The following is a 21559-nucleotide window of genomic DNA, read 5'->3' on the forward strand; positions in this document are numbered from 1 at the left end:
CCTCTTCTCAATACCGAGACTATATACTATAAAGCACTGCATTAACTATAGCAGCCGCCAAATTACTTCCACCTTTTCTACCCTTAGCCAATATATACTCATTATCACTCTTTTCAAGCTCATCCTTAGATTCAGCAGCTCCAACGAATCCAACAGGAACCCCTATAATAGCATCTGGATTTAATTTTCCTTCGTCCTTCATTTCCATTACCTTATAAAGCGCAGTAGGAGCATTTCCCATTACAAATATCTTTCTTCCCTTTTCACTAGCTGCTTTTTCTACAGCTGCCATAGATCTTGTCATCTTCTTTTCTTTTGCAATCTTTGCAACCTCTGCATCTGCAACGAAGCACTTTATATCACAACCTAAAGTCTTTAATTTTCTCTTATTTATTCCAGATAAAACCATATTCGTATCTGTATATATAGTTGCACCAGATTTTAAGGCATCTACTAACTTATCAACTGCATTTTCAGATATCTTTAGTATGTCTAAGTATTCAAAATCAGCTGTTGTATGTATGCATCTTTTTATTATTTTTTCTTCAATTTCATTCTTAAATTCATAACCAGGTCTGATTTCATCAATTATACCTTGTATTATTTCAAAACTTTTAACTTCTATCTCACTTGGATTTTTTATGTACTTCATATGACCCTCCCCTTAATCCTGCTCTTATAACATTTAAAGAATATATTTTTTTATATTTTTTATTTATTTTGTTCATAATCAGTTTTTCTTTAAGCTTAATCTCATCCATATCACTATCCAATATTATTCCTACAACAGTTCCACTATGAGCTACATTAACACCATAAGCTCCATAATCCTCACTTATTTTTATTATCTCGCTCAAAGCTTCCTTCTTATGTATATTTTCATTAAGTATTGAACTTATAGTTGAAGCTTTTCCAACTAAGCTTAAATCATTATTTTTAAACCCTTTTTCTAATATTTCAAAAGCATATTCTAACTTTTGCTCGTTTGCCTTTTTTTTAATGAAATAATCCTGCCTCTTTCTTATATGTTGTGTATTCAATCTTTCATCAGGCTCAAGAGTTAGTATCTTAATTCCATCTATGTAACCTAATTTTTTAAGTACCTCACCTTTTAAAGGATTAAAAATACAATTATCATTTATATATATAGAATCTGTAGGCTCAATCTTTGCCGCTATTTTTGATATTTCCTCATCTGTCATATCTTTATTTAAAAAACTAAGTCCAGCTCTTATTGTAGCTCCTATATCAGCTGTAGAGCTCGCCATACCTTTCCCCAAGGGAATATTGCTTTTTATTCTTAAAGATATATTTTTAGTATCATCTTTACTAAGTCCAAAATGTTCAAATACTTTTTCTAAAGCTCTTCTTGATTTAAAAGGTCCCATATTTATATTTTTAGTTCCTTCATAAATATCCGCCCTTGAATACATATTTACAGCATAAGATACTAAATATTCTTTGTCCTTTATCATGCCCTGGATAAATTCTCCACATGAGCCTGGGCAAATTCCATAGTGTTTCATGCTATACCCCCATTATTTCTCTCAATGCAGTTATTAATCTTTCATTTTCTTCTCTTTTTTTAACTGCAACTCTTATATATTTTTCATCTAATCCTTTGAAATTAGATGCATCTCTTATTAATATACCTTTATTTATAAATAGTTTTTCTTTTATATAATGTGAATCGTATTTTTCTAATTTTATCAATATAAAATTTGTATTAGTATTAAAACTTTTTATATTATCTATATTATTTAATTCTTTTAACATGTAATTTATCTCTTCTTCAAAATAATCCTTAGTTTTTCTTATGTATTCGATATCTTTAAATATATACTTACATATATTTTCAGCAAATGAATTTACAGTCCAAGGTTCTTTAATACTCCACATATTATGAATTATATCTTTATTGCTAGTTATACCATAACCAAGTCTTACTCCAGGAAGTCCAAAAAACTTAGTAACAGCTTTTATAATAAATAAATTACTGTATTCATTCACATATTTAACTAATGAATATTCATCACTATTATTTACAAACTCCATAAAAGTTTCATCTACTATCATAATTTTTTCATGTTTTTGTAAAAGTTCTAATAACTTTAAAAGATCTTGAACATTACCACTTGGATTATTAGGATTGCACACAAATAAGAAATCAAATTTATCTATATTTTTCTCTATGCTTTCTATATCTACTTTAAAATCTTCACCCAAGTATAAATCTAATATATCTATATTATTGATAACAGCTGCCCTTTCATATTCTGAAAATGTAGGATTTAAAATAGCTAATCTTCCATCTAACACCTTCATAACCATATATATTATCTCGCTAGCACCATTTCCAGGTACTATATATTCATAGTTTAAATTTAAATAAGAGGATATGTTTTTTCTGAGATTTAAGTACTCTATATCAGGATATTTTATACTATTTTTCAAACCTTCAAGTACATATTCTTCTATATTTTTAGGTTTATATGGATTTATATTAGAACTAAAATCTAATATATTTTCACTTTTATTGTACTTAATTATCATTTGATCGATATCTGCACCATGTCCTAGATTAACTAAATCTTTCATATAACCTCCTGTATAAGTGTGAAAATTATTAAGCTTAAAATTGAACTTAAATACATTATTTTATTTGTTTTCAATATATCCTCTGGCTCTATATTTCTTAAAGCATCTCCTATAGTAGGCTTATATACTTTTTCTCCAAAGTACATATTAGTTCCTCCAAGCTGTATGCCTAATCCTCCAGCTACAGCTCCTTCTGGAAATGCACAATTTGGACTTTTATGATTCTTTCTATCTCTTATAAATACTTTGACGCTTCCTTTAAAGTCAAAACCTAAAAATAAAGAAGCAACAGCCATTATACAAGCTGTAATTCTAGCTGGTATGAAATTGAATAAATCATCTATTTTAGCAGATGCGAATCCTAGATTCAAATACTTATCATTTTTATAGCCAACCATAGAATCTAATGTATTAACAGCCTTATACATCATCCCCAGAGGTGCTCCTCCTATAAATATATACATCATGGGCGCTATTATTCCATCTACTGTATTTTCTGCAACAGTCTCTACAGTAGCCCTTATAATTTCATCTTTAGATAAATCCTGAGTATCTCTTCCAACTATAAAAGACAATTGCTTTCTAGCCTTTACTATATCATCTTCCTTTAGTACATTATAGATTTTAACGGCTTCATCTTTTAAACATTTTGTCGCAAATATAGTGTATATAATCAATGAATTTACAACTAAGTATAAATAATAATTTACATTGTGAGATAATTTTATAATTAAATCTGTTACAAAATAAGTTGTAAATACTACTATAAAGTTTAAAAAGAATCCTCCTATTTTAAGACTTTTCTCAGTCTTAAATATTCTTCTTATAATTTTTTCTATATAATTTATAAATTTACCTATGTATATAACTGGATGAGGTAAATTATAAGGATCTCCAAATATAATATCTAGCACATATCCTGTATAAATTGATACTATACTCATTTATTTTCTACCACCTTATTTAAGAAGTTAATAGGAATATTTAGATTACTATAAAAGTGAGTATGTAGATAAGTTGCAAGGGTATTCTTCTTTTGGTACCCCCCCATCCACTCTTTTATTATTTTAAAATCTCTCTCTTTTTTCACCTCATAAGCACATTCTTCATTAGTTATAAATTCTGAATGGTGAAATTCATGTCCCATAACTATATCTTCTTTTTTAGATATAGTAGTATCTATTAAAGCAATTCCTTTTGCATAACCAAATCTTTTAAGAGATTTACTCATCTCACTTTTCCCTTTTAATATTCCAACCATTTCGTATTCTTCATTATCTTTATTAACTATACTCTCACCCAAATACATAAGGCCTCCGCATTCGGCATATATAGGTTTATTATTATCATGATATCTTTTAATATCTTCTCTTATAGACTTATTTCCTTCTAACTCTTTTGCAAATATTTCTGGGAATCCACCACCTATATATATACCGTCACATTCAGGTACATTCTTATCATTCAAAGGGCTAAACATCTTTATATTAACCCCCATATCCTTTAGCATGTCTATATTATCCCAGTAATAAAAATTAAATGCCTTATCATACGGTATAGCTATTGTTACATTTTCAAACTTAGGTAAATCACTTTTAAATTTTGATACTACATCCTGTGATTTTGATATCTGTATTAATCTATCAATGTCTATATGCTCTTCTATTGTTTTTGCTAAATCGATAAATTTTTGTTCTAATTCATTCATCTCGACTGTTGGTATTAGCCCTAAGTGTCGAGATGGAAGTGAAAATTCTATATTTCTTGGAAGATATCCAAGAACTTCAACATCAGTATACTTTTCAATAGCTTGCTTAACTATATCAAAATGACTTTTAGATGCTATATTATTTATTATAACTCCTCTTAAATTAATATTTTCATCTAAGCTTTTATATCCTAAAACCATAGCTGCAGCAGATGTAGCCATGCTCTTACCGTCTATAACTAATATAACAGGAGCTTTAAGTATTTTTGAAGTATATGAGCTTGTACAAGAATCTATATCTATTCCAAATCCATCATAAAGCCCCATAACTCCTTCTATTACAGAAATATCTGCGTCCTTAGAGTTTTTTAGATATAAATACTTTATTTTCTCATCATCTAGCATGAAAGAATCTAAATTTCTAGAGTTCCTCTTAGTTATATAAGTATGGTACGAAGTATCTATATAATCGGGACCTACCTTATAAGGTTGAACTTTAAGATTTCTATTTTTTAAAGCTGACATTATTCCCATTGAAACAGTAGTTTTACCAACTCCACTACTAGTTCCTGCTATTAATATTTTATTCAATTGATTCACCCCTTTGTTGAAGAAAATTCCCATTAAAATTAAAAAAAACCAACCTCTATTAAGGTTAGGTTTTTATATTCACAATTCAAAATATATTAGCACCCTTCCCTCCGAAGGTTTCCCATTTAATTAATTGAAAAGGTATCCTGACTTAGATTCATCCTACTCCCTTACCTTCCTACAATAAATTGAAGTGGTATATTTTAGGTTTCGTCTTTCATTACAGTAGCGGGGGCTGTAGAGGATTTTAACCCCTTTCCCTTTTACCAATTAATTCTAATATTCTACTTTTTTTCATAATACCATATCAAATATTATTATTCAATATTTCCAACGTTTTACGCTTAACTTTATATATATATTCAAAGTCATCTTTATTCCAATACCCATTTATTAAATTCTCTATCATATCTGTATTTCCCTTTATTTCTTCAAAATTCCATTTTCTTTTTTTAGATATATTTATGACACCATGAAAATAATCTTCTTTTACCAATTTATTCGTCACATATAAAGCCTTATTGTATCTTTTTATCCATTCGTTATATTCACTTTATTTTCATAGTAAGTTTTCGATTACCCACATACAAAAAATGATGCTTATTATAAGCATCATTTTCCATCAATCTATTCAGTTCTTACAAATCCATACTTTCTACATCATCTTCACTTATCTCAGGGAACTCCATTTTTTCTCCAAAGTCATGATATTTTGATTCAGCTGTAACTTTGGTTTCATTGTTCATTCCCATAAAGTTCATATTCATATCCATTTCCATCTTCATCTTATCATACATCTTAGTTTCTTTATCTATATAGTATTTACAATTAATATCCATTTTTACATTTTCAATTATAGTGTCTATAATTTGTTTTACCGTCTCTTGATTATCAGACCCACCTATAAATTCATCTATATCTTTTTTATCTTTATTTTCTGTTGCTTCAGCATTAGCAGCTATTTCAGTAGCCTTGTCAGCTATCATTTTAACTATTTCTTTAAATGACTCATCATCTATATCTATAGATACAACATAGTAATCCTTGCCTTCTATTTTTTCATCTGCTTCATACTTAGCATACATTCCAAATATATCTAACTGTTCTTTAGTAAGTGTACTAGTATTCATACTACTTCCCATCATAGACTGTAATTCATTCATCATAGGGTTCATATCCATCTTAGTCCATTTTTCTTGTCCATCAGTCTTAATATACATTATTCTATCCTTCATATAAACCTGAGAAGTCATAGTCATATCTTCATCCATTTCGCTATTTTTCATAGTAGTAGTATCTTTTGTATATACAGTTTCAGGTGCTTCAAATTGTACTTCTTGAACTTTCTTCATAGTTGTAACAACATCTTCTTGTGACTCTTCTTCTGATTTTATAGTGCTTATAATATCCATATTAGTTGTAGCTTTATATGTCTTTTTATCCATCATATTTTGACCAGCCTTATCTAACATATCATATACTGTTAGTCCATCTCTTTTTAATTCTTTATTATAGTACTCAACTGCATTTTTAATCATACTATCACAGTTTTCTTTAGTTAAAACTTCACTTGGATTAATGTTTTTGTCTGTTATTCCTTTTTCTATGCTATACGCTATATATCCTTTAGCCCAATCTGATCCTTTTTCAATTCCTTTGATATCCATTTTTTGAGCAAACTTTTCTTCATTCATTGCTCTTACTATCATAGTCATAGCCTCTTCGTTAGTAACACTTTTATCAGGCTTAAAAGCTTCTCCATATCCTGAAGCTATTTTTTTCTTTACTATAGTATCTACATATTTTGAATCCTCTGCTTTAACATCCGTAAAAGCAGATCCACTGCCTTGTACCAATCCAATTTCAAATGAGTCTATTATGTTTTTTGATAATTCTATTCTACTTATATTGTCATTTTCTTGAGCCATTGAAACAGTTGTAAAAGACATCAAAATAGACATGACTAAAGCAAATATAAATTTTAAAGTTTTCAACCCAAACCCCTCCTTTATAATCAATCCCATATTTGGAATATATTTATATTACCATATTTTATATTATATTTATACTATATTTATTCCTATATCAAAGATTTATTTTTGTAACAATTTTTATATTACTTAAATATATATATAGGGAGGATTAAATTTTTTTATCAGGGAGGTCTACCTTATGTATGATTATAGAAAATGTAAAAATTGTAATGACGATATGGAAATGGATATGAATATGTACAATCCTATGATGGGTATGAATTGTATGAACCCTATGATGGGTATGCAAGGCATGATGGGCATGCATTGTATGAATCCTATGATGGGTATGATGGGGATGAACCCTATGATGGGTATGCCATCTATGGATAATACAATGGGTATGCCATCTATGGATGATATGAATATGCCATCTCCTATGGGATATATGGTATATGTTTATCCAATGGGTGAAATGCAAGGCATGATGGGAGCAAACCCTATGATGGGTATGAATCCTATGATGAGTATGCACCCTATGATGGGCATGAATCCTATGATGGGTATGAACCCTATGATGGGTATGAACCCTATGATGGATATGGACTATTGCGAAGATGATGAATAAAAAAAATAAAGCCTTGACTAAGTCAAGGCTTTATTTTTGTTTAATTTCTAACTATTATATAACTCATATAACCTATATATAAAAATGCTAAAAATATTCCTTCTAATTTGAACACAGTTTTTTTAGTTATAGCAAATACATAAATTACTATAGTAACTACTAATAAAAATACCATGTCTACAAATATAGCTGGATTTATTGGTATAGGTCTTATTGCTGATGATATGCCTAAAACAAGAAGAATATTGAATAGATTGGACCCTATAACATTTCCCATAGCTATATCACTTTCATTTTTAAATGCTGCTACAATAGATGTAACAAGTTCTGGAAGAGAAGTTCCTATAGCTACAATAGTAAGTCCTACTAAATTCTTGCTCATACCAAATTTTATAGCAATAGATGAACTGGCACCAACTACCCACTCTGCACCATATAGAATTCCTATAACTCCTATAATACTTATAAATATACTCTTTCCTAAAGGTGACTTTTCTCCATCATCTTTATAATCATCCCTTGATAGTATAGCCATTTCTATAAGATAGTAGAGAAATACTAAAAATAATGAAAGAAGTATTAGCCCATCAGCCCTAGATATAACATTCATTTCAGTTCCTTGAAGACTTACATCCGCACATAAAATAAATAATACTACACTAGTTAGTATTGCCAATGGAAATTCTTTTAATATAGTACCCTTTTGAACCTTCATAGGATTTATTATAGATGCTATACCTATAACTAATAAAAAGTTGAATAAATTAGATCCTATAACATTTCCAAGTGCTATTTCATTCGAACCCTTAAGAGCTGCATTGATACTAACAGCAGCTTCTGGCGCACTAGTCCCAAATGCAACTATAGTAAGACCTATAAGTATAGGAGGTATTTTAAAAGTTTTTGCTATTGATGAAGACCCGTCTACGAATAAATCAGCTCCCTTTATCAAAAACACAAAACCTACTATTAATATGAAATAATCCAAATTTAACCATCCTCTCATTTATACAATGTTTAATATACATATACTATAATATATCAATCTAAAAGACAACTGCAATTTGTTAAATATAATCTTTTATGAAGTCGTAAAAATTATCGTATCCCTCTTGTGCAAATTCATATATCAAAGAGTTTTCAAATTCATATCCACTACTTAAGTGTATATATTCACTATATTCCTTTGTAAGTCTTTTTTCCACTTCAAATTTCGTACCATAATCATAAGTAGCAACTACCATTTCTTCTTGATTTATATAGTATATAGAATTTATATCCCCACTTATATAATATATCTCGTTATCTACATGATTGTTATTAGATTTAAATTCAGTTAATAAAATGCCTCTATCGAACTCACTTTTCATAAATCTGGCATTATCATATATAAATTTTTCATAAAATCCATCTTCTATCTTATAAATATTTATATATTCATTTCTTCTTAATTCATTTGAAACAGTATTAAAATCTACTTCTTCTTTATCTGTATATATTATAGACTCTATTTTATAATATCCATTTGAACAAGATATATTAAAAGCAATTTTAGATTTATAGTATATATCGTCTTCAAATATAAATTCAGATACATATCTGCTATTTTTCATTGATAGTACCTTGTTTTTAAGAAGCACTGCTTCATTATTTGTGATATTTATATCATCAATGTAGTATTTTGAGAAAAAATTCAGTGCCTCATAATCACTTCCTATTATTCTCATAGTCATATAATTTATAAATTCTATAGGACTTTTTATTTTTTTAGATATTTTCATAAATAAATTTTCATAATCTATAATATCTATTTCATTTTTTATTATATTTATATATTCATCTTTACAGCCAGGAAACTCTTTATTATACTTTAGGTTTTTATTACCAAAATGATTTATAAGATACATAGCCTCTTTCTCGTTTATAAATATTCTATATGAGCCAAGTCCTCCCATCAATCTTTCTTCTTCCTCGTACAAAGATCTCTCATCTCCATTTTTTATAGATACATAGTCTGCTATTCCAACTTTTTCTGCATCAAGTAAAAAATATTGATCTAATCTATCATTATCAACCTTAAGCGCTACCCTAAGTCCCATAGTTCCCATGAGTCTAGAATTAGTAATTTTTGCAAATAAAAAAATTCGCTTCATGCTATCGCATGGCTCATGTCTCAAACGAGTCCTGCGGTCTCTGTTGCTTAAAATAGTTGATATTGTATTACTTTTAGCAGTGTTATCCTTAGCTTGAAAATCATATGATTTTCTTGTATTTAGAAAGTCCATTTATTCACCTTCTCTTATATTATTTACATATTATATTTTAAGCATCAATTTTAATTATATAGCCCAATAATATAAAGTAGTATACTTTTTTATTATAAAACTAGTTAATATATTAAAATTAGTATTAAATATTGTTGAATTTTACATAATAATGTATATAATATTTATAAAGTAAAACTTATCTAAATACCTAAAATTAAAATTGATATAATTAACAGTTTATATAGAATTATTCTTAAGGTGGTGGGTTAATGAAAAAAACAGCAGCTTTTTTCGATATCGATGGTACGTTATATAGAGACTCTTTAATGGTTGAACATTTCAAAAAACTTATAAAGTATGATTTAGTAGATCCTTCTGTATGGCACTCTCATGCTAAACAAACATTTTTGGATTGGGATAAAAGGCAAGGAAATTACGATGATTACTTACTTGAACTTGCAGAAATATATATATCATCTATAAAAGGTCTTAATAAAAAAGACATAGAATTTACAAGTAATCAAGTTATAAGTTTAAAAGCTGAAAGAGTTTATAGATATACTCGTTCGAGAATAAAATGGCATTTAAACGAAGGGCATATAGTTATATTTATATCAGGAAGTCCAGATTTTTTAGTTGAAAAAATGGCTAATAAATACAATGTAGCAGATTGCATAGGAAGCGGATATATATTTAGAGATAATAAATTTTCAGGAGATGTTACCCCTATGTGGGATTCAGATAGTAAAGATAAAGCTATAAATGATTTCGTTCAAAAATATAATCTAGACTTATCAGAGTCCTATGCTTATGGAGATACAAACGGAGACTTCTCAATGCTTACCAAAGTAGGTAATCCCGTGGCTATAAATCCCGCAAAAGAGCTTTTATGTAAAATTCAAAATGATGCATATTTATCTAAAACTGCTAAAATAATAGTTGAAAGAAAAGATGTAATCTACAACCTAGATCCTAGCGTTAGTGTTTCAATATAATTATTTTCATGAGGTTTATCAAAACTAGCTATAAAAACATCTTGAATACAACGATATTTTAGTCCTTTATCATTGTAATGAATAAGTTGAAACTCTACAATTTAATATCTAATTAAAATGAAAGGTCATTTAAATGTTAGCTATTTTAATGACCTTTATTTTTTGCTTAAGAACCAATCTAATAATCTTTATAACTTTCCCTGTATCTTATTGTAATAATAACTTATAAACAATCCATACGCATAATCGTATACCAAAAATATAACTTGAGCTAATATAAATGCAACTACATTCATATTAAACTTTGCAAATATTAAATACCTTACTATAAAATATCCTATAGTTAAAATTATATTAAACGATATTAATTTAAGTGTATACTCAAATACAAGATTTCTGTCCTTCTCAATCAAATATTTTATAACTCCATACAATCCAAAGAACAGTATATATGGTATTAAATACACTTTATCAAAAATTATAATAAATGATAATAAAGCTGATGCTATATAAAACATTATTCCACTTTTTAATCCAAACTCTATTATGACTAATGCAACAGGAAGTGATGATATCCCTAAAAAAAACAATCTGTTTCCTGGTATTATACTAGAAAAAAATAACATTATCTGATTTATTCCTAAAAGCATTCCCAAAAAACTTATTTTTCTACTCATATTATCCTCCCTAACAACAACCGATTAAATCTCCACCACAACATTCACAACAACAGTCTGCACAATAAAGAGTTGTACATATATTGCACATATCAGTTCCTTGATTATATTGGTAAGTCTTAGAAGAATACGCTCTTTGTCTATTGATTATATTATCATGTGCCATCTTATATTCCATATTATTTGGATCCATAAAGTGAGCTCTTTTTATAAAATCTGTTCCCTCATCATAAAGACCAAGTCTCATAGATGTAAGACCCATAAGATAATACCATTCACCACTTCTATTATTCATATTAGAAAGTATATTTCTAGCTGTTGAAAAATCTCCTCTATTTATATACTGTCTTATATTATGAAAATCATTACCAGAATTGTTATATTGACTTTCTCCTGAATTTTCATATTCCTTCATTATATAGTCATAAGCTTCATTTATCTCTTTAAACTTCTCTTGCGCTAATTCTGATAAAGGATTATTCATATGCTTATCAGGGTGATACTTCTTTGCAAGTTCTCTATAAGCTCTTTTAACTTCTTCTTTGGAAGCATTTTTATTAACACCTAAAACTTCATATGGATTTCTCATCATTATCCCTTCCCTTCATTATGTTAGTAAACCTTAAATACATTCCTGAATATATTATATTTTCTAATATTCCTTTGTTATCCTTTAATTCTAGTTTAGTAATATCTTCTTCTATAAAGGATAGTATAATTAAAATAAGATTTTCAACCTTATTTTTAAGTTCTTCTTTATTATATATATAATTCATAAAAGGATTGTATCTTCCTAATTTAAAATCCTCATCTAAATCCTCATATGCATCGAGTATATAAATATACTTTCCTATATTAAATCCTATATTACCTAATATATATGTATATTCATCATCTTTATAATGAAATACTTCTCTCATTATGTCTCCAAATATATTGGATGTTTTGTCTATGCACATTATTTTGTTTTTTTCTAATTCAGAAAGTTCTTCTAGTTTATTTTGTATAAAATCTGATTTTTGTTTGTATATATTATTAATCTTTTTATATACATTGCCATGTATATTATAAAGTATATAATCCTTTATTTTTTTATCATCCTCTATATTATCTTTCAGCTTATTATGAGTTAATATAATATTCATGTTTGCTCCGTACTCAGTTATATCATTTATTATCCTAAAATTTCTCTGTGTAGGCTTAACTATACATCGTTCCTTAGTTATTGAATCTTCCATTTTATATATAGACGATAATAATATTATCAAAAATGTTACATCATAATTTAATGAAAGTCTAGAGATTTCTCCGAAGTTTTCTTTTAAGTACTTACAAAGACCACAATAATATCCTCTATACTTATAATATTCTTTTATTTTAAGTTCCATTTTATTTATTCTTACGTATCCAAACATGTATATACCTACCTATTCTTATTATTATCTATTTATTATACATCTAAAACCTGCATTATGCTATCTCATACGCTCACATACAAACAGGTCTTAAAAACAAAAAAGGATTTCTTTTAAAAGAAATCCCTTTTTATTAAAATCCTATTAAGCTTCCTATTTGATATATTAGCATAGCTACTATCCAAGCTACTACGAATTGATATACTACTGAAAAGATAGTCCATTTCCAAGAATTTGTTTCTCTTTTTATAGCTCCTATTACCCCAACACATGGTGTGTATAAAAGTACGAATGCCATAAATCCATAAGCTGTAAGTTGATTAAATGTTCCAGATAATGTTTGCCCAAATGCACTAGCTACTGCTTCTTCTCCAAGTCCATATATTATAGACATATTACTTACAACAACTTCTTTAGCAAGTACTCCTGTTATTAATGAAAGTGATGCTTGCCAGTTTCCAAATCCAAGTGGTGCAAATATAGGGGCAAATACTCTACCTATCGAAGCACCTATACTTTCAGTTAATTCAACTGGTCCTGAAAAGTTAAATCCTAATGTAAACCAAAGTACCATACTTGCTCCAAATATTAATGTTCCTGCTTTTATTAAGAATCCTTTAGCCCTTTCCCATACAGTTATTAGTGTACCTTTTAATGTAGGTATTCTATATGGAGGAAGTTCCATTATAAAAGGCATCCCATCTGATTTAAATAAAGTTTTTTTAAATATAAGTCCTACTATTATAGCAACTACTACTCCCAATAAATAAAGTGAGAATACTATAAATTTTTCTTTTCCAGGAAAGAATGCTGCTGCAAATAAAGTATACACCGGTAGTCTTGCAGAACAAGACATAAAAGGATTTATAAGTATAGCTGCAAGTCTATCATTCTCATCTTCAAGTGTTCTTGTTCCCATTATAGCTGGTGCATTACAACCAAATCCTAATATCATAGGTATAAATGCTTTTCCACTAAGTCCTATTTTTCTCATAAGTCTATCCATTATGAATGCAACTCTTGCCATATAACCACTATCTTCAAGTAATGATATAGCAAGGAACAAACATATTATATTAGGTAAGAATACCAATACTCCACCTACTCCTCCAATTATACCATCTACTATAAGTGATTGTAACCATTGCGCCGCGTTCATACTAGTTAATGCATCTGTAGCCCATCCTGATAATGTTTCAGCAAAGAATACATCTATCTTATCTAAGAATATGTTACCAACTAAATCAAATGTAAAATAGAATACACCCATCATTATAAATGCAAATATAGGAATTCCTAACCATCTATTAGTAAGTATTTTATCAGCTTTATCTGATGCAGTTAAACCTTGTACTGCAGGTTTTTTGATTGACTTTGATATTATACTAGTTATATGATTGTACCTTCTATCTGCTATTAAAGATTCAAAATCATCTTCAAGTGATATTTCTAAAACTTCTGATGAAGCAGCTATTTCATCACTATTACTGATTGTAGTATTTTTATTTAATAATTTCATTATTTCTTCGTCTTCTTCTACTACTCTTACAGCTAGCCATCTCAAGTCATATTTAGATACTTTTGAATCTAACTTTAGAAATTCCATAGTTTCAGCTATCTTCTTCTCTAATTGCTTCCCATAGTCAACAGAATTGCCTTTTCCTAAATCTTTATTACTACTCACCTTAACTACTTCATCTAAAAGATTGCTTATTCCTTGCTTTTTACTAGCAACTATAGCGACAACAGGTACTCCTAAAAGTGAAGATAATTTATCTATATCTATTTTATATCCTCTAGATTTAGCTACATCCATCATGTTAAGAGCTATAATAACAGGTTTTCCAAGCTCAATTAATTGCACAGATAAGTATAAGTTTCTCTCTATATTAGAAGCATCTACTATATTAACTACAACATCTGGTGATTCCTCTACTATGTAATTTCTAGCTATTTTTTCTTCCAATGAATATGGTGATAAACTGTATGTACCAGGTAAGTCAACACCTATTATTTCAGTATCTTTATGTTTGAATTTTCCTTCTTTTTTCTCAACTGTAACCCCAGCCCAGTTTCCTACACGGTGTCTAGCACCAGTCAATGCGTTAAACAAAGTTGTTTTGCCACTGTTAGGATTACCTGCTAAAGCGATAGTAATATTTTTGCTCAAAACTGCTCCTCCTTTTCTTGAAAATAATAATTATTTTCATTTAGTATCTAAAAAAAACTGTTGTACAAGATGATTACTCTATTACTATATTTTGTGCATCTTCTTTTCTTAGAGTCAGACTATACCCCTTTATTTTAACTTCTATAGGATCTCCTAATGGAGCTACTTTTTCAACATTTATTTTTGTTCCCTTTATAACTCCCATATCCATAAACCTTCTTTTTATACCGCCTTTTCCTTTTACCATTACAACTTTTCCACTTGCTCCAGGTTCTAAGTCTTTTAAAGTTTTTATCATTTACTTACCTCCTCATGTTTAATTTACCATAATTTGTTGAGCAACTACTCCTCCAAGTACAAGCCTTGAACCTCTTACATTAACTATGAATGCTCCATTTGTTTCATTCGATATAACACTTATTTTAACTCCAGGAGTTAACCCCATATCCTGAAGCTTTTTTTTCATTTTTGGACCCCAATTTATAGTCTGTAAGACAACTTCTTGCCCTGGATTAGCCATAGCTAAAGGCATATGTAACCCCTCCTATATTAATCATTCTCAATGGTTTTATTTGTTCATTTGATTTTAATTATCATTACAGATATAAAGTATATATCCATCGATAGTGATTGTCAATATCTTTTTCATGTTTTTTCCAAGAAATTTCTACAGGTCCTATAAAATCCAATTTATCAATCCGTTATATCAAGTGGCTTATCTTCTAAAGACCTTGAATATATAAAAGACCGAGTGAAAATTCACTCGGTCTTTTATATATTATTTATCTAATTTTTCTATATTGCAACTACAATTGCTTGTTTTATTATTGGATCCAGAATGCGGACAACCAATACACTTAACACCTTTTCTTTTTTCGCTAATAACTTTTGCAATAGATAAAGTAATAATTAACAGTATAACTATTCCAACAATTATATTTGCCATGACTCTCTCCTATTCGCTTATGCTAAATTCTTTTGATTCGCCCTATTATCACCTTTTTTCATAAGGCGCACAACATATCCCACCATTGCTACAACAGCAACAAATCCAGGTATAAAACCAGCACCTAAAGAACCCGTTGTAATTAACGTACCAATCTGATAGGTCATAAAAGCTACAATATAACCCATGCTGAATTGGAATGCAACTCCTCCCCAAAGCCATTTTCTATCTTCCATCTCAGAGTTCATTGCACCAATCGCTGCAAAACACGGCGGTGTGAACAGGTTGAACATAAGGTATGCAAGTGCAGCTACAGAAGTTAATCCCATAACACTTGCAACATCTGCTCCGCCTGATACAAGTGCCAGTTCTTCAGTATCAATGAAATTTGTAATCGAGTATACTACAGCCAAAGTACCTACAACATTCTCTTTTGCGATAAAACCAGTAATAGCTGCTGCCGCAAGCTGCCATGCACCAAATCCAAGTGGAATCAGTAAGATAGCAAACGGTGATGCAATGCTTGCAAGAATGCTTGTGCTTTCAGCCCCTTCAGCAACAACTTGGAACTGCCAGTTGAATGTTTGCATAACTTGCACAGCTGCATTACAAAGAAGTATAATAGTACTCGCTTTGATTATAAATGCTTTTGCTCTAGAGAACATTGAAATTGTAGCCCTTTTTATGCTTGGAAATCTATATTCAGGTAATTCCATAATAAAATATGATCTTTTATTTTTCTCACCAGTTATTTTTGCTACTATTAAAGCACTAATAATAATTATTGTGATACCCATAAAGTACATTGTTGTGCCAACCCATGCCGCATCGTTAAAGAACACACCTGCAAATAATGCTATAACCGGCAGCTTCGCGCCGCAAGGCATGAATGGAGTCAGCATTGCAGTAGTTCTTCTTTGTCTCTCATTTCTGATGGTTCTAGTCGCCATAACACCAGGAATAGCGCAACCAGTACCTATAACCATAGGGATAATTGATTTGCCTGATAACCCTACACGCTTAAAAAATCTATCCATTACTACAGCAACACGTGCCATGTAACCACAATCTTCAAGTAATGCCAATAAGAAGAATAATACCATGATAAGCGGCAAGAATCCTACTACAGCACCGACTCCACCTATAATTCCATCCAACAGCAGCGATTTTAAAATTGGGGATACTCCGCCTCCCATAGCACCTTCTGCCCATGCATATATAGCATCGATCCAACCAACAAGTGTATCAGCCAACAGTGGACCCAAATGTGTTTGTGAAATCGAGAATACCGCCCACATAACTACTGCAAAGATTGGAATTCCAAACCATTTATGAGCCAATATTCTATCGGCAGCATCTTGATTTGTTTGACGATTACTAATCACTTTACGATTCTCAACTTTAGATACAATCCCTTTAACGAACTCATAACGATTTTTATCCGAAGCTTTTACCTCTTCAGAATTTGTAAAATCTACTCCCTTACTGTTATATGGAGACATTTGACCTTTGCCTTTAACTTCCACAGCTTTAGAGATTAACTCTTCTAAACCATTGCTACTTGATTTCGTTGCTACAGTTTTTACAACAGGACACCCTAGTGCTTTACTTAACTCAATCACATTAATTGCAGTCTTCTTTTTCTCATTCAAGTCACTTTTGTTAAGAGCTATAACTACTGGGATACCCAATTCCATAAGCTGTGTTGTGAAGAATAAACTTCTGCTTAAGTTAGTTGCATCAACAATATTTATAATTACATCTGGACTTTCATTTTTAACAAAGTCTCTAGTAATCGATTCTTCAGATGTGAATGGTGACATTGAATATGCACCTGGAAGATCAACTGCTGTAATCTCTATATCAGCTTTATTAAGATTCTTTTTTATATTACCTTCTTTTTTATCAATTGTAACACCAGCCCAGTTTCCAACATGTTCAATCTTACCTGTTATAGAGTTGAACAATGTTGTTTTACCACTATTGGGATTACCTGTTAATGCTATTTTCATAATTCCCCTCCTAAAATTCGTCTAGTCGCTACGCACTGACTCATATCGCAAACGATCCCTACGGGCTCCGTTGCTCAAAAATAGTTGCAAATATAGTTCTTCCATTCATGTTATCCGCAACTTAAAACTAGTATAATTCTATATAAGTATAGCTTGTGCCAATTCTAAATCAATGCTGTATCTTGCATCTTTTACTGATATAACATAGTTTTCAGCCAATACCGATATTACTGTCACCTTTTCACCTTCGTAACATCCCAGTGTAAATAAAAAACTCTCCATATCCTCATCATCCGTCTCAATCGATTTTATTATGTATTCCACATTCACTTCTACTTCAGATAAGTTTTTCATCAAATAACCCTTTGTCCCTTCGAATTTACAAGCTTCATTTATCATTTCACTTACTAAAGTACCAGCCATATGTATCCCCCCTAATATATGTCACTTTTTAATTTTTAATATTAATTATGCTTATTCTTCATTTGATTTTAATTATCATTACAGTTATAAAGTATATCTCTATCGATAGTGATTGTCAATATCTTTTTATATTCTATTCAAACATTTACTGCAAGTTCCATAAAATTTAATATATCCACCAGTTATATCGAATGATTTATTTCCTATTATATATTTTTTAAACTTATCATTATTTGCTATCTTTATTTTTTTTAAGTCATTGCATTCATTGCATATAATCTCACAATAGCTCATATCGCTAAGTTTAAACTTTCTTTTTCTATCATGTACAGAACTACAGTATATTTTGCCCATACCTATAAGCTTATCTATAGACCTATATACTGTTCTTTTGCTTATAGCTAATTTAGCTGTATCTATAAATTTTAATATATCGTTTATATCTAATTCTAAATTAGGATTTTCTTTAAAAACACTATATATTATAGATTTATTTTTAGATAGATTCATATTAATCAACTATACCTCCTTATAATTTATATTGATTATCATTGTCAATAAATCTATCATATTTTTTTGTTTTTGTAAACATAAAATTCGATTTATGCTATCGCATGCCTCATGTCGCCAACGAACCCTAACTGGCTCCGTTGCTCAAAATAGTTGTAGCTTTAGTGCTTTAATTAATATTATCTACAAATTTGAAATTTTACAATTTTCCATACACAAAATAATGGATATGAAATTATTTAATGCAATAGCATTATTTTCATATCCATCATTTTAAAATTAAAATTGTTTCTTACCTAATAATTAAATATTAGATAGTTTTTTCCCTATTTCTTCACATTTATGTATATCTTCATCTTCTGGGCTTAAGTGAGTTATTAATCCTTCTTGTAATATATTAGCTCCATAATCTTTCATTCTTTCATCCCATTCTTTCATCCACTGTCCGTCTCCCCAGTCATAAGATCCGAATAAAATCATAGGTTTTCCATTTAAATCTATATTCTCAAAAGAAGCTATAAATGGTTCCATATACTCAGATTCAAGTTCCTCAGCTCCCATTGATGGGCAACCGATAGCTACTGCATCAGCATCTAAAATATCTTCTTTATTAGCATCTTCTACTTTTACAAGCTTCACTTCACTATTATCTTGCGCACCTTTTGATATAGCTTGCGCCATAACCTCTGTATTTCCTGTTCCACTCCAATAAACGATAGATATTTTTTTCATAAATATACCTCCTTTTTTATTGATACTTATTATCATTATCAATTATAGCACATATGAAATTTTTGTAAAGGTTTTCTTTGAAAATAATTATCAACATCATTTATCCACATATCAACAGGCTCTTTATATATTTATAAACTGTTTCTAACGTAAAATAAAAATATATTAAATCAAAAATTTTTAAAAAAATAAAAAAAGTTGAAACTTTTTTAGATTTCATTTGTCTTTATTTATGGAAAGTATTTTTGAGTTTTTAAATGGCCATTTAGAAATAATCTGTTTAAATGAATTAATATACATAGCTTTAATAAACTCATAGGTTTATGTGCGGTCTCCTCACATTATTAATTCAAATATTTTAAATAATATAAAAAGGAGTTGTAATTATAATGAAATATTTATGTAAAAAAATAATATCATTATTTTTGTGTTTTACCATTTTCTTTTCTTTTGCAGTTAGTGGGTATGCTTTAGAAAAAAATAATAGTTATATTGAGGAATTAAAAAATAACACAGTAGTGCTTGAAGACAATGAAATAATATTAAAAGTATTACTTGAATTTGAAAATGGGAAATGTATTGCAACATTAGACAAGGATACTAATGATATTGTAGTGGAAACACTTGAAAAGTTCGATGGCAAAGAAAATAATCAAGTTTATGAAGCTAAACTTGATTATTTTGAAGAAGATAAAATATCAGGAGTTCTTATAAATAAAGAAACTGATGAAGTATATCCTATAGGAGAAAATCAAAATACAAGTAAAAGAAAAAAGAGATTCATATGGGCGCTACCTATAGCTGAAGAAGTTGCCGTACTTTTAGCTGCATTAGCTGGTGCAGCAGTTGCTGGAAAAACAATACATATCGAAAGTTCAAATGAAGAAACTGAATGGTATTCTCATGGAGCTATAAAATCATATATGAATACAAAACGAAATAAACAATATAAGCATTTTTCTGCTATAATTAAAAATGGAGTGGTATATGTTGGACCTCCTTTAACTGATAAAGCAGCAGGTGCAGCTGTTGCAGCTGGATTAGATGTCTTTTCATCTCATAAATCATATGCGCAATCATTGGCTCAAAAATGCGGAGGTATTGAAAGAGGCCCTGAAATTCATGGAACTAAGAGACCTCCAAATTATTATCTTCATTTTCATTGTAAATTAAATAAAGAATCACATATATTCTTTCTGTAGTAAGTAATATAAGAACCTTATTTAAATAAGGTTCTTATAATTTTTAACAAGGAGTTGTTATTATAATATGATAAATATATTGAATAATCCAAGTAATAAAGAATATGAATTATTAATTGATTATGCTTCGAAAATTTGTAAAGAATTTATTTTAGTAATTCGAAATGGACAAAAACTAAGCAAAGAAGGTCAAAAGGTTTTTCAGAAACTAAATCCATATTTAAAAAATAGTTCAAAATCTAAAAAATGGCCAGGAACAGAAACTTTTGGCCCTCCATCTTCAATTTATTATTATGCTTTAAATGAAGAAACAAAAGATGTATTAATACAATATGCTAATAGCTTATATTCTTGGGTTAACCCTAAACTACCTGAAGATCTATGTTTTATAAAAACAGATAAAAGTGTATGGTTATATAACGTTGCACATGAAAAGATAAGTTGGATTGAAAATGAAAATGAATCAGATTTAGAGTTTATAAAATCTATACCTGGTTTAAAATATTCAATTGACTAATACAACTTAGGTTTTATCGTTTAATAATTCGTTAAGAAATTTGCGTGTCTGACCGTAGGGAGTTTCGTAAATTTTAGATGAAGCCTTAGTTGTATTCAAAATACCGCTGTATTCACGGTATTTTTATAGATAGTTTTTGATGCCCCTCAGACTAAAAAGAACCTAGATTTCGTCTATACGAAATCTAGGTTCCTA

Annotated in this window: 24 protein-coding genes and 1 riboswitch; of the genes, 4 read left to right on the plus strand and 20 right to left on the minus strand. The window is 29.3% G+C overall.

The features are described 5' to 3' along the window. Positions 1–19 precede the first annotated feature (19 nt). From Tmeso_RS07525 to Tmeso_RS07555, 7 genes are all read right to left on the minus strand, one after another. The gene (locus Tmeso_RS07525; protein ID WP_099189810.1) at positions 20–652 is read right to left on the minus strand and encodes a cobalt-precorrin-8 methylmutase; all 633 of its coding nucleotides are present in this window, start codon (positions 650–652) and stop codon (positions 20–22) included. Continuing rightward, the gene (locus Tmeso_RS07530) at positions 627–1526 is read right to left on the minus strand and encodes a GHMP family kinase ATP-binding protein (protein ID WP_099189812.1); all 900 of its coding nucleotides are present in this window, start codon (positions 1524–1526) and stop codon (positions 627–629) included. The genes Tmeso_RS07525 and Tmeso_RS07530 overlap by 26 nt, the downstream gene beginning before the upstream one ends. A gap of 1 nt (position 1527) precedes the next feature. Further along, a complete protein-coding gene (locus tag Tmeso_RS07535; protein WP_099189814.1) occupies positions 1528–2598 on the minus strand; it encodes a pyridoxal phosphate-dependent aminotransferase in 1071 nt (356 codons plus the stop codon). Beyond that, a complete protein-coding gene (gene cbiB / locus Tmeso_RS07540; RefSeq protein WP_099189817.1) occupies positions 2595–3542 on the minus strand; it encodes an adenosylcobinamide-phosphate synthase CbiB in 948 nt (315 codons plus the stop codon). The genes Tmeso_RS07535 and cbiB overlap by 4 nt, the downstream gene beginning before the upstream one ends. Continuing rightward, positions 3539–4897 carry a cobyrinate a,c-diamide synthase gene (locus tag Tmeso_RS07545; RefSeq protein ID WP_099189819.1) on the minus strand — a complete coding sequence of 453 codons (1359 nt, stop codon included), beginning with the start codon at positions 4895–4897 and terminating at the stop codon, positions 3539–3541. Before Tmeso_RS07545 ends, cbiB begins: the two co-directional genes overlap by 4 nt. A 119-nt stretch (positions 4898–5016) precedes the next feature. After that, a riboswitch (cobalamin riboswitch) is annotated at positions 5017–5200 on the minus strand. A 4-nt stretch (positions 5201–5204) separates the two neighbouring features. Then, positions 5205–5405 carry a hypothetical protein gene (locus Tmeso_RS07550; RefSeq protein ID WP_145993139.1) on the minus strand — a complete coding sequence of 67 codons (201 nt, stop codon included), beginning with the start codon at positions 5403–5405 and terminating at the stop codon, positions 5205–5207. Between the two features lie 130 nt (positions 5406–5535). Next, positions 5536–6891: a DUF6612 family protein gene (locus Tmeso_RS07555; RefSeq protein ID WP_187296267.1), complete on the minus strand. Its 1356-nt coding sequence runs from the start codon at positions 6889–6891 to the stop codon at positions 5536–5538. Positions 6892–7069: 178 nt separating this feature from the next. On the opposite strand from Tmeso_RS07555, the gene Tmeso_RS16395 reads away from it, so the two are divergent. Then, a complete protein-coding gene (locus Tmeso_RS16395) occupies positions 7070–7498 on the plus strand; it encodes a hypothetical protein (RefSeq protein WP_102856505.1) in 429 nt (142 codons plus the stop codon). A 40-nt stretch (positions 7499–7538) separates the two neighbouring features. On the opposite strand, the gene Tmeso_RS07565 is transcribed toward Tmeso_RS16395, so the two are convergent. Continuing rightward, positions 7539–8486, minus strand: coding sequence for a calcium/sodium antiporter (locus tag Tmeso_RS07565; RefSeq protein WP_099189825.1), 948 nt, complete (start codon positions 8484–8486; stop codon positions 7539–7541). Positions 8487–8565: 79 nt separating this feature from the next. Then, a complete protein-coding gene (locus tag Tmeso_RS07570) occupies positions 8566–9783 on the minus strand; it encodes a hypothetical protein (protein ID WP_099189827.1) in 1218 nt (405 codons plus the stop codon). Positions 9784–10034: 251 nt separating this feature from the next. Between Tmeso_RS07570 and Tmeso_RS07575 the strand changes: the two genes are divergently transcribed. Continuing rightward, the gene (locus Tmeso_RS07575) at positions 10035–10760 is read left to right on the plus strand and encodes an HAD family hydrolase (RefSeq protein WP_099189829.1); all 726 of its coding nucleotides are present in this window, start codon (positions 10035–10037) and stop codon (positions 10758–10760) included. 188 nt (positions 10761–10948) lie between these two features. On the opposite strand, the gene Tmeso_RS07580 is transcribed toward Tmeso_RS07575, so the two are convergent. The 11 genes from Tmeso_RS07580 to Tmeso_RS07625 all read right to left on the minus strand — a co-directional run bounded on the left by Tmeso_RS07580 (position 10949) and on the right by Tmeso_RS07625 (position 19645). After that, entirely contained in the window at positions 10949–11437 is a 489-nt protein-coding gene (locus Tmeso_RS07580; RefSeq protein WP_099189831.1) for a hypothetical protein, read from the minus strand. A gap of 10 nt (positions 11438–11447) precedes the next feature. Beyond that, a complete protein-coding gene (locus Tmeso_RS16920; RefSeq protein ID WP_099189833.1) occupies positions 11448–12026 on the minus strand; it encodes a DnaJ domain-containing protein in 579 nt (192 codons plus the stop codon). Continuing rightward, positions 12010–12852, minus strand: a complete 843-nt coding sequence (locus Tmeso_RS07590; RefSeq protein WP_099189835.1) for a DUF5685 family protein — start codon at positions 12850–12852, stop codon at positions 12010–12012. The genes Tmeso_RS16920 and Tmeso_RS07590 overlap by 17 nt, the downstream gene beginning before the upstream one ends. Before the next feature lie 133 nt (positions 12853–12985). Further along, entirely contained in the window at positions 12986–15022 is a 2037-nt protein-coding gene (gene feoB, locus Tmeso_RS07595) for a ferrous iron transport protein B (protein ID WP_099189837.1), read from the minus strand. Between the two features lie 73 nt (positions 15023–15095). Then, the gene (locus Tmeso_RS07600; protein ID WP_330400323.1) at positions 15096–15320 is read right to left on the minus strand and encodes a FeoA family protein; all 225 of its coding nucleotides are present in this window, start codon (positions 15318–15320) and stop codon (positions 15096–15098) included. 18 nt (positions 15321–15338) lie between these two features. Further along, positions 15339–15554, minus strand: coding sequence for a FeoA family protein (locus Tmeso_RS07605; RefSeq protein ID WP_099189839.1), 216 nt, complete (start codon positions 15552–15554; stop codon positions 15339–15341). A 246-nt stretch (positions 15555–15800) separates the two neighbouring features. After that, complete coding sequence (locus Tmeso_RS16205) at positions 15801–15968, minus strand: FeoB-associated Cys-rich membrane protein (RefSeq protein WP_145993140.1); 168 nt, start codon at positions 15966–15968, stop codon at positions 15801–15803. A 17-nt stretch (positions 15969–15985) separates the two neighbouring features. Beyond that, entirely contained in the window at positions 15986–17980 is a 1995-nt protein-coding gene (gene feoB / locus Tmeso_RS07610) for a ferrous iron transport protein B (protein WP_099189841.1), read from the minus strand. A gap of 138 nt (positions 17981–18118) precedes the next feature. After that, positions 18119–18403, minus strand: coding sequence for a FeoA family protein (locus Tmeso_RS07615; RefSeq protein WP_330400324.1), 285 nt, complete (start codon positions 18401–18403; stop codon positions 18119–18121). Positions 18404–18529: 126 nt separating this feature from the next. Then, positions 18530–18913 (minus strand): transcriptional repressor, encoded by a 384-nt coding sequence (locus Tmeso_RS07620; protein ID WP_242967894.1) that lies wholly within the window; start codon positions 18911–18913, stop codon positions 18530–18532. A gap of 303 nt (positions 18914–19216) precedes the next feature. Next, the gene (locus Tmeso_RS07625; RefSeq protein WP_099189845.1) at positions 19217–19645 is read right to left on the minus strand and encodes a flavodoxin; all 429 of its coding nucleotides are present in this window, start codon (positions 19643–19645) and stop codon (positions 19217–19219) included. A gap of 389 nt (positions 19646–20034) precedes the next feature. Here Tmeso_RS07625 and Tmeso_RS07630 point away from each other — a divergent pair, with 389 nt between their 5' ends. Further along, on the plus strand, positions 20035–20847 hold the full coding sequence (locus Tmeso_RS07630) for a hypothetical protein (RefSeq protein ID WP_099189847.1): 813 nt from the start codon (positions 20035–20037) through the stop codon (positions 20845–20847). 67 nt (positions 20848–20914) lie between these two features. Further along, complete coding sequence (locus Tmeso_RS07635) at positions 20915–21364, plus strand: stage III sporulation protein AH (RefSeq protein WP_099189849.1); 450 nt, start codon at positions 20915–20917, stop codon at positions 21362–21364. Positions 21365–21559: the final 195 nt, after the last annotated feature.

This window comes from Tepidibacter mesophilus (assembly GCF_002724055.1).
GTDB lineage: Bacteria > Bacillota > Clostridia > Peptostreptococcales > Peptostreptococcaceae > Tepidibacter_A > Tepidibacter_A mesophilus.

Bases quoted from the DNA above. Each gene is read 5' to 3' on its own strand.
- Tmeso_RS07590 (WP_099189835.1), bottom strand. From the start codon at position 12,852: ATGTTTGGATACGTAAGAATAAATAAAATGGAACTTAAAATAAAAGAA.
- Tmeso_RS07600 (WP_330400323.1), bottom strand. From the start codon at position 15,320: ATGATAAAAACTTTAAAAGACTTAGAACCTGGAGCAAGTGGAAAAGTT.
- Tmeso_RS07625 (WP_099189845.1), bottom strand. From the start codon at position 19,645: ATGAAAAAAATATCTATCGTTTATTGGAGTGGAACAGGAAATACAGAG.
- Tmeso_RS07525 (WP_099189810.1), bottom strand. From the start codon at position 652: ATGAAGTACATAAAAAATCCAAGTGAGATAGAAGTTAAAAGTTTTGAA.
- Tmeso_RS16395 (WP_102856505.1), top strand. From the start codon at position 7,070: ATGTATGATTATAGAAAATGTAAAAATTGTAATGACGATATGGAAATG.
- Tmeso_RS07575 (WP_099189829.1), top strand. From the start codon at position 10,035: ATGAAAAAAACAGCAGCTTTTTTCGATATCGATGGTACGTTATATAGA.
- Tmeso_RS07630 (WP_099189847.1), top strand. From the start codon at position 20,035: ATGAAATATTTATGTAAAAAAATAATATCATTATTTTTGTGTTTTACC.
- Tmeso_RS07530 (WP_099189812.1), bottom strand. From the start codon at position 1,526: ATGAAACACTATGGAATTTGCCCAGGCTCATGTGGAGAATTTATCCAG.
- Tmeso_RS07570 (WP_099189827.1), bottom strand. From the start codon at position 9,783: ATGGACTTTCTAAATACAAGAAAATCATATGATTTTCAAGCTAAGGAT.
- Tmeso_RS07615 (WP_330400324.1), bottom strand. From the start codon at position 18,403: ATGGCTGGTACTTTAGTAAGTGAAATGATAAATGAAGCTTGTAAATTC.
- Tmeso_RS07535 (WP_099189814.1), bottom strand. From the start codon at position 2,598: ATGAAAGATTTAGTTAATCTAGGACATGGTGCAGATATCGATCAAATG.
- Tmeso_RS07580 (WP_099189831.1), bottom strand. From the start codon at position 11,437: ATGAGTAGAAAAATAAGTTTTTTGGGAATGCTTTTAGGAATAAATCAG.
- Tmeso_RS16920 (WP_099189833.1), bottom strand. From the start codon at position 12,026: ATGAGAAATCCATATGAAGTTTTAGGTGTTAATAAAAATGCTTCCAAA.
- Tmeso_RS07605 (WP_099189839.1), bottom strand. From the start codon at position 15,554: ATGCCTTTAGCTATGGCTAATCCAGGGCAAGAAGTTGTCTTACAGACT.
- feoB (WP_099189841.1), bottom strand. From the start codon at position 17,980: ATGAAAATAGCATTAACAGGTAATCCCAATAGTGGTAAAACAACATTG.
- Tmeso_RS07635 (WP_099189849.1), top strand. From the start codon at position 20,915: ATGATAAATATATTGAATAATCCAAGTAATAAAGAATATGAATTATTA.
- Tmeso_RS16205 (WP_145993140.1), bottom strand. From the start codon at position 15,968: ATGGCAAATATAATTGTTGGAATAGTTATACTGTTAATTATTACTTTA.
- Tmeso_RS07620 (WP_242967894.1), bottom strand. From the start codon at position 18,913: ATGAATCTATCTAAAAATAAATCTATAATATATAGTGTTTTTAAAGAA.
- cbiB (WP_099189817.1), bottom strand. From the start codon at position 3,542: ATGAGTATAGTATCAATTTATACAGGATATGTGCTAGATATTATATTT.